This is a genomic window from Parendozoicomonas haliclonae (assembly GCF_900174585.1).
GTDB classification, from domain to species: domain Bacteria; phylum Pseudomonadota; class Gammaproteobacteria; order Pseudomonadales; family Endozoicomonadaceae; genus Sansalvadorimonas; species Sansalvadorimonas haliclonae.
In genome coordinates, this window is sequence record NZ_FWPT01000010.1 from 46,557 (window position 1) to 60,493 (window position 13,937).

At 51.0% G+C, this 13,937-nt stretch carries 13 protein-coding genes; 7 read left to right on the forward strand and 6 right to left on the reverse strand.

The window, feature by feature from the left end; all coding sequences use genetic code 11:
* Positions 1-5: 5 nt before the first annotated feature.
* The 4 genes from ampD (at position 6) to EHSB41UT_RS18985 (ending at position 2,268) form a co-directional block, all read left to right on the forward strand.
* Positions 6-545 carry a 1,6-anhydro-N-acetylmuramyl-L-alanine amidase AmpD gene (gene ampD, locus EHSB41UT_RS18970; protein WP_087112439.1) on the forward strand — a complete coding sequence of 180 codons (540 nt, stop codon included), beginning with the start codon at positions 6-8 and terminating at the stop codon, positions 543-545.
* An 86-nt stretch (positions 546-631) separates the two neighbouring features.
* Positions 632-958 carry an Hpt domain-containing protein gene (locus EHSB41UT_RS18975; protein ID WP_165767333.1) on the forward strand — a complete coding sequence of 109 codons (327 nt, stop codon included), beginning with the start codon at positions 632-634 and terminating at the stop codon, positions 956-958.
* 57 nt (positions 959-1,015) lie between these two features.
* The gene (locus EHSB41UT_RS18980) at positions 1,016-1,582 is read left to right on the forward strand and encodes a sigma-70 family RNA polymerase sigma factor (protein ID WP_087112441.1); all 567 of its coding nucleotides are present in this window, start codon (positions 1,016-1,018) and stop codon (positions 1,580-1,582) included.
* Positions 1,564-2,268, forward strand: coding sequence for an anti-sigma factor (locus EHSB41UT_RS18985; RefSeq protein ID WP_087112442.1), 705 nt, complete (start codon positions 1,564-1,566; stop codon positions 2,266-2,268). The genes EHSB41UT_RS18980 and EHSB41UT_RS18985 overlap by 19 nt, the downstream gene beginning before the upstream one ends.
* Here the strand turns inward: EHSB41UT_RS18985 and amrA are convergent, their stop codons facing one another.
* Positions 2,269-2,847 carry an AmmeMemoRadiSam system protein A gene (amrA, locus tag EHSB41UT_RS18990; RefSeq protein WP_087112443.1) on the reverse strand — a complete coding sequence of 193 codons (579 nt, stop codon included), beginning with the start codon at positions 2,845-2,847 and terminating at the stop codon, positions 2,269-2,271. It lies immediately after the preceding gene.
* 21 nt (positions 2,848-2,868) lie between these two features.
* Positions 2,869-3,651 carry an AmmeMemoRadiSam system protein B gene (amrB, locus tag EHSB41UT_RS18995; protein ID WP_087112444.1) on the reverse strand — a complete coding sequence of 261 codons (783 nt, stop codon included), beginning with the start codon at positions 3,649-3,651 and terminating at the stop codon, positions 2,869-2,871.
* A 97-nt stretch (positions 3,652-3,748) separates the two neighbouring features.
* Here amrB and amrS point away from each other — a divergent pair, with 97 nt between their 5' ends.
* Positions 3,749-4,855 carry an AmmeMemoRadiSam system radical SAM enzyme gene (amrS, locus tag EHSB41UT_RS19000; protein ID WP_087112445.1) on the forward strand — a complete coding sequence of 369 codons (1,107 nt, stop codon included), beginning with the start codon at positions 3,749-3,751 and terminating at the stop codon, positions 4,853-4,855.
* Between the two features lie 240 nt (positions 4,856-5,095).
* Here the strand turns inward: amrS and EHSB41UT_RS19005 are convergent, their stop codons facing one another.
* Together EHSB41UT_RS19005 and EHSB41UT_RS19010 are read right to left on the reverse strand one after the other, a co-directional pair.
* Positions 5,096-7,486, reverse strand: coding sequence for a Lon protease family protein (locus EHSB41UT_RS19005; protein ID WP_087112446.1), 2,391 nt, complete (start codon positions 7,484-7,486; stop codon positions 5,096-5,098).
* 120 nt (positions 7,487-7,606) lie between these two features.
* Positions 7,607-8,929 (reverse strand): hypothetical protein, encoded by a 1,323-nt coding sequence (locus tag EHSB41UT_RS19010; protein WP_087112447.1) that lies wholly within the window; start codon positions 8,927-8,929, stop codon positions 7,607-7,609.
* Positions 8,930-9,029: 100 nt separating this feature from the next.
* On the opposite strand from EHSB41UT_RS19010, the gene EHSB41UT_RS19015 reads away from it, so the two are divergent.
* Positions 9,030-10,352 (forward strand): hypothetical protein, encoded by a 1,323-nt coding sequence (locus tag EHSB41UT_RS19015; protein WP_087112448.1) that lies wholly within the window; start codon positions 9,030-9,032, stop codon positions 10,350-10,352.
* Here the strand turns inward: EHSB41UT_RS19015 and corA are convergent.
* Together corA and EHSB41UT_RS19025 are read right to left on the reverse strand one after the other, a co-directional pair.
* Positions 10,349-11,308, reverse strand: a complete 960-nt coding sequence (gene corA / locus EHSB41UT_RS19020; protein ID WP_087112449.1) for a magnesium/cobalt transporter CorA — start codon at positions 11,306-11,308, stop codon at positions 10,349-10,351. The two genes, EHSB41UT_RS19015 and corA, sit on opposite strands and share 4 nt — an antisense overlap.
* A 119-nt stretch (positions 11,309-11,427) precedes the next feature.
* Positions 11,428-13,092, reverse strand: coding sequence for an NADAR domain-containing protein (locus tag EHSB41UT_RS19025; RefSeq protein WP_087112450.1), 1,665 nt, complete (start codon positions 13,090-13,092; stop codon positions 11,428-11,430).
* Positions 13,093-13,239: 147 nt separating this feature from the next.
* Here EHSB41UT_RS19025 and EHSB41UT_RS19030 point away from each other — a divergent pair, with 147 nt between their 5' ends.
* Positions 13,240-13,935, forward strand: coding sequence for an SET domain-containing protein (locus EHSB41UT_RS19030; RefSeq protein ID WP_165767334.1), 696 nt, complete (start codon positions 13,240-13,242; stop codon positions 13,933-13,935).
* The last annotated feature ends 2 nt before the right edge of the window (positions 13,936-13,937 follow it).

Below are 13,937 nucleotides of genomic sequence, written 5' to 3' on the forward strand. Positions count from 1 at the left end.
TCTTCATGAAAATCTCTCAGGGTTGGCTGGATCAGGCGCAAAAGTGTCCCAGTCCTAACCACAACCTCAGACCTGACAGCTCCGAAATAGGGTTACTGGTTATTCATAATATCAGCCTCCCTGCCGGACATTTTGGCGGCCCACATATCGAGCAACTCTTTACCAATTGTCTGGATGTCTCTGCTCACCCCTCATTTGAAGAGATCGCTGGTCTTGAAGTTTCAGCCCATCTATTGATTCGCCGGGATGGCACTCTGATCCAGTTTGTGCCGTTCCATCTCCGAGCCTGGCATGCCGGTGTGTCATGTTGGGAGGGACGGGAAGCCTGTAATGACTTCTCTATCGGGATTGAGCTTGAGGGGACGGATACAACGCCTTTTGAGCAGGCTCAATATCAGGCTTTGGCGGGTGTTACCGAAGCACTTTTTCAGGCTTATCCGAATTTGACGCCTGATACGATAACCGGCCACTCCGATATTGCTCCCGGTCGAAAAACTGACCCCGGCGAGGCTTTTGACTGGGAGTATTACCGCTCACTGCTCTGAGCCTGAAAAGCGTGACTATAGTTCCCTTTACGATGTGCTGTTCTGCATGTTCAGAGCATGAATGTAGAGTTGGACTGGGGGTAGTTGTGCTGAATCTCGAATCGCTCCATGAGATGGTGGGAAATGACCCTGATATGGTCAAAGAATTACTGGGTCAATTTATCGAAACCACCCAGGATGATATGCGCAACCTGCAGGATGCCATAGCCGCCGGTAACACCCGGGATGTGGCCGGGCTTGCTCACCGCATCAAAGGTTCATGCTTTGTGGTTGGGGCGAGCCAACTGGCTGAATTCGCTGATCTTTTGGAAAGAGATGGACGGGAAGATAACGCCTCCCGGTTTGATGATCTGTCCAGTAAAATTGCGGCCGAGTTTCAGCAGGTGCTGAACGCCATCGATAAACTGCGCTGAGCATGAGATCTTTTGCTGTTTAGTGTTACCATAGCGGTGTTGTACTGACGACAAATAATGACAATGAGTCCAGACACCGGGCAAGACCAGCAGCTTTCTCTCTATCTGCAGCAATGTGCTGACTCAAGGCATATGGCTCTTAAGCTGCTGTATCAGAAAACCTCTCCGAATCTTTTTGCCGTTGCCCTGCGTATCCTTAAGAACAGGGAACTGGCAGAGGATTGTCTTCAAAGTGCTTACATCAAAATCTGGAAATATGCCGGTCGTTATGATGCGGGAAAAGCCCGCCCCATGACCTGGATGAATACCATTGTTCGTAATCAGGCGCTCGATATGCTGAGACGCCAGAAGCCCCAAGAGATATCAGACGACGAGGCTCTGGCTCAGGTTGCAGACGACGCTCGCGGTCAGTTTGACCATGTGGCACTGGCCCGGGATTCGGAAGATGTTCACCGCTGTCTGGCAGAATTATCCGATCAACAGCGTGCCTGTATCGAGCTGGCTTACTTTGATGGGTTGAGCCATCAGGAAATGTCGGATCAGCTTGATTACCCACTAGGTAGTGTGAAGACCTGGATCAGAAGAGGATTGATGAGGTTACGGACATGTCTGACTGGAATCTGAGTGATCCTGAACAGCGCCATCAAGCAGCTGCAGACTATGTTCTGGGGCTGTTGTCCGGTGCTGACCTCACACGGTTCGAGGCGCTGCTGTCGATCAGCCATGAGGCGCAGAGAGATGTGCAGCAATGGCGTGAGCATCTTAATATTCTCAATGATGAACTGAAGCCTCAAACACCGCCGTCTTCTGTTTGGAAAAATATTGCCAGGGCAACGAAACCAGAGTCTCTTTGGAGCAGCCTGCGTTTCTGGCAGGGTACCGGTGTCGGTGTGGCAGCCGCTTTAGTGGTTTCATTAAGTCTTTGGCTTTCCCCTGCTAGCCAAGAGCTGGATGAACGTGACATTGATTACGTCTATGTCATTCAGGGCAGTGGTAGCCAGCCAGAGTGGATTGTGAATGCGTCCCTGAATCAAAATAAGGTATTTGTAGAAACGGTTCAGCCGGATGTTCTGCCCAATGGTCAGGTTTGTGAACTGTGGTTGATGGTGAAAGGGCAGGAGCCTGTCTCTCTGGGGATTCTTCCAAAGAGTGGTATCAATGAAGTGGTGATTGATCCTCAATGGCGCAACGCGCTGCAAAACTCTCCTTTGGTTATTACTCTGGAGAAGCCGGAAGGCGCACCAAATGGTTATCAGATGGGGCCGGTACTGGCTCGTGGGCAATGGACGCCAGTGAACAAGAGTATTTAATTAACCTTCCCGCCGATTATTAAAGGCCAGACAGTGATAGCGGTAACACTGCATTCCTTCTGGCCAGAGATCTCCGGATAACCCTGCCTTTCTTTTCAAATGATTTAAAAACTCTTCCGGAGCTGGCAATTGTTCCCAGACCTGCGGAAGAAATGTGGCTCTATGGCCGTGGTTGTCATCAATAATCAGACCATCAATATTCGGGACAAGCTGATTTAACAGTTCCTGCTCGGAGTCAGCACTGATGGGTTCGGGAACGGTCAGTACTGAAATCTCAATTTCCAGTTCATCAAGCTCTGTCGTGTCGACCGGAGTAAAGCGATGGTCGTGAAAGGCTGCAGCATAGGCGTTATAAATAATATCGTTAGCCAGTGATCGTTGGGCTTCCAGCGATCCAATACATCCGCGAAGTTCCCCATATTTATGCAATGAAACAAAGGTGGCCTGTAACTCTGTAAATGGAGAACCAAGGCCTGTGGTCAGCTGATTAGAGATAGCAGGTTCTTTTAATCCTTCACATCCAAGTCGAATGGTTTTCTCAGCCAGGTTAAGCAGAGCGTTTTGCTGTTCTTTATCCATACGGGTTTCTCTCAGAAGCGATTATTGCAAAGCAAAGCTGGCATAGCCCACCACGCGGTTTTTATCACCTGCCGTATCACCCGAATTACAGTAGGCAAGGGTGTGTAGCGACATGCCTTTCTCTTTGGCCAGTCTCAGAAGACCATTGAGTGGACGACAGCCGCAAGCCTGTTCACCATCAAGAACCGGCTGCATCTGTTCAATATGGTGGATGGTTGTGTGATCTTTGCTGACGGCATTTTCATAGTTAAGGAAATGACTGAGATCGGTGCTGATGACAATCAGCGTTTCTTCTCCGCCCCACAGACTCTCCAATACCTCTGCTACTGCAAGAGGGGAGGCTTCTCCGACCACCAATGGAACAAGCGTGAAATCATCAAGTGTCGTCTGTAAGAAGGGCAGCTGAACTTCCAGTGAATGTTCAAGCTCGTGGGCTGCTTCTGAACTGTGCACCTGACTAAGTGTGCTGAGTTGTGTTTTAGCGTTCTGGTCTATTTCCAGTGAGCCAAGCGGTGTAAGGAAAACATCACTCTCGGGTAAGGCTAATCCCTGTAACGGAACACGGTGTGAAGGTCCGAGCACAATCACGCGTTTGATGGTGTCGCGAAGGGCAGTAAGCTGCCGGTAGCCTGCGGCGGCAGTTGCACCGGAGTAAATATATCCAGCGTGGGGAACAACCAGAACCTTAGGGACTAAACCTGCGACGGGATTTGTTTGGTTGAGATATTCACTCAGCTCGTTTGTTAAAGCCGAGCGGTTGGCTGGGTAGAAAGCACCAGCAACAGCCGGTTGTCGTATGGTCATGGAGTGACACCTCCTTGGCCGAAGCTGGGTTCACTATTGAAAGGTGGATCTGGACTTATAATTATAGTGTCTGTGATTCTCCAGCAAGGAGATATCAATGATCGATAACTCTGCCACACCACCAGCTTACTGGCCTACGCAATACTGGCATACTTTGGAGGATGGCCGGGTTCAGTGTGATGTGTGTCCCCGAGCCTGTCGTTTAAGAGAAGGTCAGCAGGGGCTCTGCTTTGTTCGTAGCAGAGTGAATAATGCGATCGTGCTGACAAGTTATGGTCGTTCAAGTGGCTTCTGTATCGATCCCATCGAAAAGAAACCCCTTAATCATTTTCTTCCAGGAACGCCGGTTCTCTCATTTGGCACTGCCGGCTGTAATCTGGCCTGTAAATTTTGCCAGAACTGGGATATGAGCAAATCCCGTGAGATGGATACCCTTGCTGATCAGGCTATGCCTGAGCAGTTGGCAGCCAAAGCTTATGAAACGGGCTGTCGCAGTCTGGCCTTTACCTACAACGACCCAGTGATCTTTTTGGAATATGCGAAGGACGTAGCTGTCGCGGGTCGAGAACAGGGACTTAAGTCGGTTGCTGTCTCGGCGGGCTATATCTGCCCGGAACCGCGCCGAGAGTTTTTTGAAGTCATGGATGCGGCCAATATTGATCTCAAAGCTTTTACGGAAAGGTTCTACAGTAAAATTTGTGGTGGCTCTCTCGCACCAGTTTTGGAAACGTTGGCGTACCTTAAGCAGGAGACTTCTGTCTGGTTTGAAATCACCACCCTCCTGATCCCCGGTGAAAACGACAGTGAAGGGGAGATCGACCAAATGACGGGGTGGATATTTGAGAACCTTGGGCCGGATGTACCCTTACACTTCACAGCGTTCCATCCGGACTGGAAAATGCAGGATCATTCGCGCACACCAGGCTCAACATTAACGCGAGCTCGCCAGCAGGCACTCAATAATGGTCTGCATTATGTCTACACCGGCAATGTTCACGATTCTCAGGGAGGAAGCACCTGGTGCCCCGGTTGTGGTGAATGCTTGATAGAACGCGACTGGTATCAATTAGGAATTTGGACTGTAGAAAAAACAGAGTCCTCGCCTTCCGGTCTATGCCGATTTTGTGGATATCAAATTGCCGGCGTCTTTGAAAGTTCTCCCGGAGTATGGGGTGCTCGTTGTGTACCTGTCAGAATAAATTAGGCGACAGAAAACTTTTTTAAATTATTTTCATTTTTCCGGGAACTTTTTCTGAACTTGGCTGTCAGAGGTTATAAGAGATGAGCGAAAAGGCGTTTGCTCCTCGGTTGTGTGCTCTTTGTTGTGTGTTTGGTTGTTGTGTGTTGAGGCTTTGTTAGTGTGTGACGAAGCTGAAAATTTAAGCCCCGGTTTGATTGCTCAGATCGGGGCTTTTCTTTGATAAGTACTTTTTCTAATTAGACGTTAACTGCCTTCTTTGGAGAGTTCGGCAATCTCCATAAGACGCGTCAGTACCTTGTTGTTCAGGCTGTTCTTCGGATACTTGCCACGGCTGTTCAGCGCACCTGGTTTGTGGCCAGTCAGAATCTCCAGAGCCTGCTCAACATGAGAGACAGCATGAACAGCGAATTTATTCTGTTTCACCGCATCCAGCACGCGCTTGCTGAGCATCAGGTTACGGATATTGGCCGCCGGGATAATCACACCCTGATCGCCAGTGAGGCCACGGGCTTCACAGAGATCAAAGAAGCCTTCAATTTTTTCGTTAACGCCACCAATCGCCTGCACTTCACCGTGCTGGTTCATGGAACCGGTGACCGCATAGCTCTGTTTGATCGGAACATTAATCAGTGACGAGATCAGACAGCACAGTTCAGCCAGTGACGCACTGTCGCCATCGATATAACCGTAGGACTGTTCCATGGCCAGACTGGCAGAAATCGCCAGAGGGAACTTCTGAGCATAGGTCGCACCGAGATAACCGGTCAGGATCATCACACCTTTAGAGTGAATGGCCTGACCCAGCTGAACTTCCCGTTCGATATCGACAATACCCTGAGAGCCTGGATAAACGGCAGCGGTAATACGTGCCGGGGAACCGAAGCTGGTGTCGCCTATGGATAGAACCGTCAGACCGTTGATCTTGCCGATCGCATCGCCACAGGTATCAATCAGGATGCTGCCCTCAATCATCTCTTTGAGGATCTCTTTGCTGACCCGGCTGGTGCGCTCAGCCTTGGCTTCCAGTGCCTTATCTACATGCAGGTGGGTAATCTTGCGACCTTTGCTGTCTCGGCGGATGTAATCGGCTTCGGCCAGCAGATCGAACAGATCGCCAATATGAGCAGAGAGATGATTTTTATGTTCAGCCATACGAGAGCTGTGTTCCACCATTCGGGCAACAGCCTGTGCCGTTAGTGGTGGATACTTCTCATCACTGGCACGGGTGTGCAACAGGCGGGCAAAGGCGCCGACGCTTTCAGGCGTACGCTGCAGATGGCCATCAAAGTCCACCAGTACCCGGAACATTTCGTGGAAGTCCGGATCCAGTTCCTGCAGCAAGTAGTAAATCTGACGTGAACCGATCAGGATGATTTTGACATCCAATGGAATAATTTCCGGGTTCAGGGTGATCGTGTTGATCAGCCCCATTTCGCTGGCCGGCGATTCAATCTTCAACTGCTGCTCTTTGAGGGCGCGCTTGAGGGCTTCCCATACGAAAGGCTCTTCCAGCAGTTTGGCGGCTTCCAGTACCAGAAAACCGCCGTTGGCTTCATGCAGGCTGCCCTGACAGATCTGGCGATAGCTGGTGACCAGCGCGCCCATCTCCGTGTTGTATTCGATCCGGCCAAACAGGTTGCGATAGCTTGGATGCGTTTCAAACACTACCGGTGCGTGAGCTTTTTCCTTATGGCCAACAACCAGATTGGGAACATACATATCCCGCAGCAGGTGACGCTTGCCGGCATCTTCTTTGAATTCGATGCCGCGCTCATCCGCCAGATGCTCGACCACCGTTTTGTGGAGGTCCTTCTTCATGGCTTCCAGATATTCGCTCACTCCATCGAAGTGACCGTAGTCCTTCTGCAGAGTCTTGAGCAGAGGCTCCAGTGCCTTGTCGATGGCCTGATGGTTCAGGGAGCGCAGTTCTTCACTGGATTCCCGCTTCCACTGAGGCAGCTCTGAAAGCTCTTCATTCAGCAGGTTTTCAAGGTGGGTAATATCCTTGTTGAACTTGTTGCGCTTGCGATCCGGCAGCTGGGCGAATTCGGTTTCGTCCATAGGCTTGCCTTCATGCATTGGTGCGAAGGTCAGAGAGCCCTGCTCACGGAACAGGCAGATTCTGCGGCGCAGGCCTTCCTGCTCAACCGTCTCGATGGCTTTGTCATAACGGCGGTTGAACTTGCGCTCAATCAGGCTTTTCTTCTGCTGGTAGGATGGGCTTTCAAAAGCCGCTGGAAAGGTGTCCATCAGCTCATCCACCAGCGTATTGAAGTCACTGAGCAGACGAGAGCCGGTTCCGGCAGGGAGGCGGAGCACGGAGGGCTCGCGGGCATTGGAAAAGTTATTGACGTAGGCCCAGTCTTCCGGCGTATCCATCTCCTCGGCTCGCCCTTCGAGATAGTGGCGAATATAAGAAGTACGACCGGTTCCAGACTCTCCCATCACATAAATATTGTAACCGGCCCGGTGCATGTTAACGCCAAAGCGGATAGCGGTTTCCGCGCGCTCCTGCCCGAGAATGCCGGCAAAAGGCTCAAGCTCATTGGTATGCTTGAAACCCAGCTCGCTCACTGGCTGGCGAGCGGTCAGTTGATTGAGGGGAACTCTGGTTGTTTTGACTGCTGATGACATTAATGTCTGATATCCCTTGTCGGTGGCTGTCCTGATAGTCCCGGGCACGGGCTGGGCCGTTTGAACCTGATCAAAGATAACAGAAAAGAGGAAGGCTGAAACAACTTTGCCACGGGTCTTTTACAAGCCCTCTTCGTTATCGAATCCTCGGCGGCTCTGGGGGCCGACTGTTCGCAGGCCAACCGGCATGTTGCGAGCGGAATGCACGGGAATATCAGTATCGCTTTTCAGGTAGTCTACCAGAAAATCAAAGTCAGACTGTTCGATCAGCTCCCAGATACATTCCTGCAGATTCTGCCCCAGTTTTTCCTGCAGGCGGTTGGCGGCATCCGTAGTCAAAGGGAGGTGAGGGATCTGGCTTAACAGATCCTGGGTGACGTGGGCGAGCCACTCCTGGGTGTTGCCAGGATTGTGGGTGTTGATATCCAGAGCCTGGCTCAGCCCCTGTTTCAGCTCCTGGATCACATCCTCTCTCTGACTGTTTGGCACAATACCATCGGTAGAGAGATAAATAGCTTTGCTGAAGGCAGACATTGCCCGGCCCGGCAGTTCATTACTCACTCTCCGGAACTGTCCAAGCTCCTGCATATCAACGCCGCCGGAACTCGCCAGCTCATTCACAAACGAGAGGCAGTTGTGGTAAGGCCCGCCCCACAGCCACTTCTTGCGGGATAGCCGATCAACGCCCTGTTGCAGGGCCTGCTTATCAGTACAGGGGAGACTGATCTCCTGACTGATTTCACACTCCCAGCGCTGGCAGTATTCCTGAAACTGTACCTCGGTCATATGTTCCGGATACCAGTTGGCAGAGCTGATCTGGACATAGCGGGCTTCACCTGCCGGGTCGCCGAAGGCGATCAGGGCGTGGCCATAGCGATTCGTAGCACCACCCTCCACCACAATGAGTTTCGGGTTGGTATAAAGAGCCAGCTCTTCTGGGGGAAGGCCCTGTGGCCAGTTGATACCAATACGGCTTTCGGTATTTTCGGCGATAAGAGGACCCAGCACGGTTTCCCGGGCTTCTGATGAAGGTTGCTGACTATTTGAAGGAAATGGTTGCTGAGCCTCGTCTTTTTTATGGGCCACATTTTTTCCCTGCACCAGAAGATCATCAATGCGAGTGAACAGGGTAATGGTTTTTTTTGCCAGTACCGCCTTGAGCTTGTTGGACATCGAAATCAGGATAAAGGTTGTGCGCTTATGGAGTGGTACTTCCGAGACCGGCCCATACGCCTTCGCCTTGCGGGAATACTGCTTCAGCAGAACATTTAGCCGCTCGGTTTTTCTGCCAAACCAAGAGGTTTTAGTCTCGGCTGGCTTCTCAGAGATTGAGGCCTTTTCAAAAGGCGCCTGGGATCGAACGGCTCCCGGATCGCGCTGAACAGAGTTCTTATTAAAGAATGAAGGCATGGTTCGGGTTAGATCTGTTGTTTTTTTCAGCATAGCCCGAACTGGAGTACACGCTTTTCTCAGTGCGTCACTGCATCCGGTTATTGAGGCTTATACTGAAATCTGAGGCATTCAGGAAATGGAATTCTGATTCATGGGCAAAATCCCCAAAGCGCATACATCCGGTACTCCGCCTACTCCGGTTTCGGGTGAGCAAAAAACTGGCCCTACCAAAGGCTCCCGCCCCGGGAAGGGAAAGGGTCGTCGTATTACGATCCAGGATATTGGTGCTCCTCAGCTGAATAAAAATAAAAAGTCGGGGCCTCTGTCTGGCTTAAGTCTTTGGAAGCGTTCTTCTCAGGTGATTGAACCGGGCAAATTAAAGGTTCGGCAGGAGGATGTGTCCAAGGCGCAAAAGAAAACCATCAAAGCTTTACAGAGTGCCAATACCAGCAGCGAGTACAAGACCATTTTGACTGAGCAGGTAAAATCCACAAGCGAGCTCTGCTCTTTATGTCGCCAGCTACCGGACAAGAGTTTTTCCAAGATGAAGTCGGCCATCAATGATCGGCTCAAGGTGCTGGAGGCCAAAAGTCATGTTGAGGTCATGCTGAATCAGTGCCGGGATAAAAAAGGGCGTATTGATACGAGTCAGGTCGCCAAGACGCTGGCCCAGCATCGGGAGTTTATGACGCAATCCACAGCTAATCTGTTTTTCACGGATGGTGCCAACTATGTAAAGACACGGCTGAATATGCCATCAGGGGAAGGGCCGGTGGAAATACTCAGTCGAATCCGGGGCTGCTCCCCACAGGACTTTCGTTTACTACCTGAGGAAGTGGAAGGCAGCAATGTCAGTAAGGATTTGGATATGGCCCGGCGTCAGGGCGGGCAGGTGCTGAAAGAAGCCCGTGATAAGGCGGCAAAGAAAGCGGCCGCCTATCTGGAAGCGCACAGTCCCGGCAAGGTGGAACATATCCGCTTCCAGAGCCATGCCGCGACTCAGATTTGCCGCACGATGGAAAGCATGCTGCTCGATCAACTGGAGCCGGGTGACCATGATCAGTTACGGGATGATATGGCGTCCCTGAGAGCCAAGTCGCTGGTGGGCGATATGATGTTGAAGGTCAAAGACCTGTCTGGTTTTCAGCAGCGTATGGACGATGTGTTCGGGAATATGCCTAAAGGAGCTCCACCTGAGCAGGTTATGAACCAGCTGATTGGAGAGCAAAATATCAATAGCGATGCGGTTGTTCTTGGACGACTGGTATCCGGGGAACGGGTTCCCACAAAGGCGGTAAAAACCGTTGGTCAGAAAGAAGTGCAGGCAGCCTGTGCCAGACAGCTGGCAACAGAGCTGAGCAAACAAGTGCAATCCTTGGCTGATCAGGAAGGAGTCAGGGACCCGGCTGCTTTAGCGCAAGCCATGTCCCTGTCGCAGACGCTTAGAAAAATTGCGGTTGAGCTTGAGGGTTAGAGCCAGCCTTTGAGCTTAAATATCCAATAGGTGCTCAGGCCGCTGAGAATCATCAACGCAATAGCGGCCGGATAACCAAAGTCCCAGCCCAGTTCGGGCATATTGGCAAAGTTCATACCGTAGCTGCTGGCGATCAGTGTCGGCGGCATAAAGACGGTCGCCATAACCGAGAAGATTTTAATAATCTTGTTCTGTTCAAGATTGATAAAACCCATCACCGCTTCCTGCAGGAAGTTGATCTTATCGAACAAAAACGCTGTATGTGGCAGCAGGGAGTCAATATCCCGCAGCATCTCCATAATTTCCTGCTGATGCTGGTCGGCCATACGAATACGACGGTTGCGCACCAGATAGCGCAGGGAGCGCTGGCTATCCAGCAGGCTCAAACGAATCTTACCGTTTAAGTCTTCCTGTAGGGCGATATCTTTCAGAGCGGTGTCGCGGGTCTGGTCATTGGTATCTTCCCGCAGAGTCATCTCACTGACCGCTTCCAGGCTTTCATAAACCTCTTCCAGCAAGTCAGCCAGATAGTCCACCTTGGAGGTGAACAGGGCGGTAAGAATCGCCATTGGGGAAGAGATCTCAATATGCTGACGCTTGAGATAATTCCGAACCAGACGGAACAGGCCGACCTCATCATCCCGCAGTGTGATCAGCAGATGTGGACGCAGGTTGAAGGAGACGCTGGTGTTACGCACTTCTTTCCCGGAACGGTGCGGGAAGAAACTGGTAATGTGCAGACCGTCTTTGTCCTGATAGAACCGGGAAGAGGCCTCAATCTCGTAGAGGTCATCACTGTCGGGGACCTCCTCGACATAATAATTATCCAGCCATGATCGCTCTGCCTCCGAGGGTTCCACAACATCCAGCCACACCGTATCACTTGGCAGCACATCATTGAGGCCAAGTTGAGTGATTTTGATGCGGTTGTTCTGGAGCTGATAGGCGGTGATCATGCGAAAGGCGGCCCCCGGAAAGACAGTTGGGATAGAGGGTTAATTCCGCATTCTACCATAGGCCTCGTGAAAAACAGTGCTGTTTAGTTACGATAATTATGGGCCTGTAAACAGACTGTTTAATGACTCTGTTCCTGCCCCAGAACCTGTCGAACCACGCCCAGCATCTGCCCCGTCATATTATGGCCACTATCATCACCGGAATTACCCCAGTAAGGGTCATAACCCTTTTTCCCTTCTTTCGGCGTGTGCTCAATCAGGATATTCGGAAAGGTATTCAGCAGGCGCTGTTTTAATTCCGCCAGCTGGCTGAATTTGGCATAGATGCCATCGATCATGATCTGTTGCTTGATTGATTCCCAGTGCTTGAGATCTATCAGGTCCCGGTACTTCCTGTCTCTGGCTATATCTTTTGCCAGGCTCCCGCGTGGAGCGCTTAGGATATGTTGCACGACCTCTTCGGTTTGCTCTGGTGTGACGCCTTTGGCGGGTGAGGCGAGAAACTTCATGCACTGGAAATAATGTTCAACGCTGGGGTAGGCGCGGCCGTTGACCGTAAAACAGACTGGGTCATCCTGTTTGTCCCGGTGAATATAGGTATTGGTCAGGTAGTAGTTATTCTGCTGCAGCCTCTGGTCGAGTTCCTGATCATAAAAACGTACCGCTCCCCAGGCCGAACCGGTGGCCTTGTTATCAATGTTGGCGGAGAGTGATTCATGACTCTCATACAGTGCCAGATGCTGGGCCACTCGGTCATAGTTGCCGGTGGTCACTGTCGTCATACACAGTTTGCCTGCTGTGTCCTGTATAGGAATAGAGTATTCACAAGGCTGGCAGGGTTGATAGTGCGCACGGTTTTTTATCTGGAAAGCTGGCAGTGGGCCCGATGGTGGTTCCGGAAGTGGGGAGTCGGACGTCTCGGGGGCTGGTTGTTCCGAATCGTCCGGTGACTTTTGATATTCAATGGCATCAAACCAGTAAGGGTTTGGGTCTATGCCTTCAGCACGTCGGGCATCCTGCAAAAACAGACAGAGTTCAGTGGCGAACTTAGGGGCGCCGCACAGATAGAAGAAGGTTAAGACCCGACTTATCCGAAGCTGATCATCCGTATTATTGGCGGTCAGCCAGCGCTGAAGCCTGTGGGGGGCGTTCTCTGTCAGCGCAAAATGACGACCGGAGCGCTCAATGCCCCAGTGTTCCAGCATCAGATCCATAGCATCACTGATATTGTCCTGAATATCCGGATCGTGGTTGATCTCTTCAATCATTGGCCGGGTCAGTGTTGGAGCGTGCGGATTGTATTTGCTGGTATGCGGATTGGGAAACAGCAGCTGAATATATTGATGGTGATTGACCAGATCCTGTTCATCCATCGCCATGATCTGGTCATAACTGAACGGACACTGTTCATTGCAGATACCTTCGCGGCTGTAGAAGCGCAGCCACTGCTCTTCAGGCTCAGAAAAACATTTTGGGCCTTCTGTATCCATGGAAGACACTTCACGTTCTTCCAGTGCTTTTTCGAGATCGTTCAGTAGCGCCTGATTATTTTCGTACTGGGTGTAATTGCCTTTATCAAATTCCGCCCCGGTGATTGAAAGGTATTGGGAAGGAGAAACCGTGCGCACGGTATTACCTTGCCATAACACCACCTGCCCGGTACGGGTTTCCAGATAATGACCAAAGCGAGCATGGGATTTAATGGAATAATCACCCGTATGCTGGAGATAATCCTGGACCAATTGTTCTCGCGTGGCGCTGTTGATTCTTGATTCAGGGCTCATGGGCCAATCCCTCTACTCCTTCTACCCAGCTCTGCCTGAACTTACCTCCCTCAAACTTTCATTCATCTGACAAGCTGGTAAGCTGGAATGACAACCACAAGGAGTAAGTGGTGACTTATTAACTTATCAGGGATGGATAGATCAGTCATGAGTCATTCAGAACTCAGTCAGCCACAATCAGAATCTGCTGTAGAAGAAAGACTTTCCCAGTTACAAAGTCAGATCGCCGAATTAAAAGCCCGTCTGGCCAATTATGAATTTGAACTCGCAGAAGGGCAGAGCCGTCTGGAAGGTGCCGGTAGTGGTCTGTTTGCCAAAACCTTTATTCCTTCCGGTCGTGTAGTAGGGGAATACACCGGCACGGAGTCTTTTCGGTTACTGGTGCCTGCTACAGGTCGTTATGTGATGTGGCAGCGGGATGCTCAGGGCCAGCCTCATTTTCTCGATAAGGACACCTACATTCTCTGGCTGGTGGATGATGAGGAAGATGATCAGCCCTGGATGGGCGATTACCCGGAAATAGAGTCAGGCATTGATGGTTCGGTGTCTGGTAATCTGATGCGCTATGCCAATAGTAATGACGAACCCAATCTGGAAATGTTTGTGACTGAAAACCAGCGGGTTGTGGCGATTTCTCTAAGGGATATTGAACCGGAAGAAGAGTTGTTCTGGGATTATCATCCAGGCCGGGACAAAGACTTCAGTATTATCCCTGATCATATTGAAACAGATTTGGAGCGTTTTATTCGTGTTTCCGACGATGGTCAGGTGCGGTTGACAGATCAAGCCTTGCAGATTCCCCAAAAGCGGGGTGGAAAAAAGCGCAAGAAGAAGCGCCGTTAATG

Excerpts from the sequence above, each read along its gene's own strand:
- EHSB41UT_RS19015 (WP_087112448.1), top strand. The coding sequence starts at position 9,030 with ATGGGCAAAATCCCCAAAGCGCATACATCCGGTACTCCGCCTACTCCG.
- EHSB41UT_RS19030 (WP_165767334.1), top strand. The coding sequence starts at position 13,240 with ATGAGTCATTCAGAACTCAGTCAGCCACAATCAGAATCTGCTGTAGAA.
- EHSB41UT_RS18980 (WP_087112441.1), top strand. The coding sequence starts at position 1,016 with ATGACAATGAGTCCAGACACCGGGCAAGACCAGCAGCTTTCTCTCTAT.
- amrB (WP_087112444.1), bottom strand. The coding sequence starts at position 3,651 with ATGACCATACGACAACCGGCTGTTGCTGGTGCTTTCTACCCAGCCAAC.
- EHSB41UT_RS19005 (WP_087112446.1), bottom strand. The coding sequence starts at position 7,486 with ATGTCATCAGCAGTCAAAACAACCAGAGTTCCCCTCAATCAACTGACC.
- EHSB41UT_RS19010 (WP_087112447.1), bottom strand. The coding sequence starts at position 8,929 with ATGCTGAAAAAAACAACAGATCTAACCCGAACCATGCCTTCATTCTTT.
- amrA (WP_087112443.1), bottom strand. The coding sequence starts at position 2,847 with ATGGATAAAGAACAGCAAAACGCTCTGCTTAACCTGGCTGAGAAAACC.
- amrS (WP_087112445.1), top strand. The coding sequence starts at position 3,749 with ATGATCGATAACTCTGCCACACCACCAGCTTACTGGCCTACGCAATAC.
- corA (WP_087112449.1), bottom strand. The coding sequence starts at position 11,308 with ATGATCACCGCCTATCAGCTCCAGAACAACCGCATCAAAATCACTCAA.
- EHSB41UT_RS18985 (WP_087112442.1), top strand. The coding sequence starts at position 1,564 with ATGTCTGACTGGAATCTGAGTGATCCTGAACAGCGCCATCAAGCAGCT.
- EHSB41UT_RS19025 (WP_087112450.1), bottom strand. The coding sequence starts at position 13,092 with ATGAGCCCTGAATCAAGAATCAACAGCGCCACGCGAGAACAATTGGTC.
- ampD (WP_087112439.1), top strand. The coding sequence starts at position 6 with ATGAAAATCTCTCAGGGTTGGCTGGATCAGGCGCAAAAGTGTCCCAGT.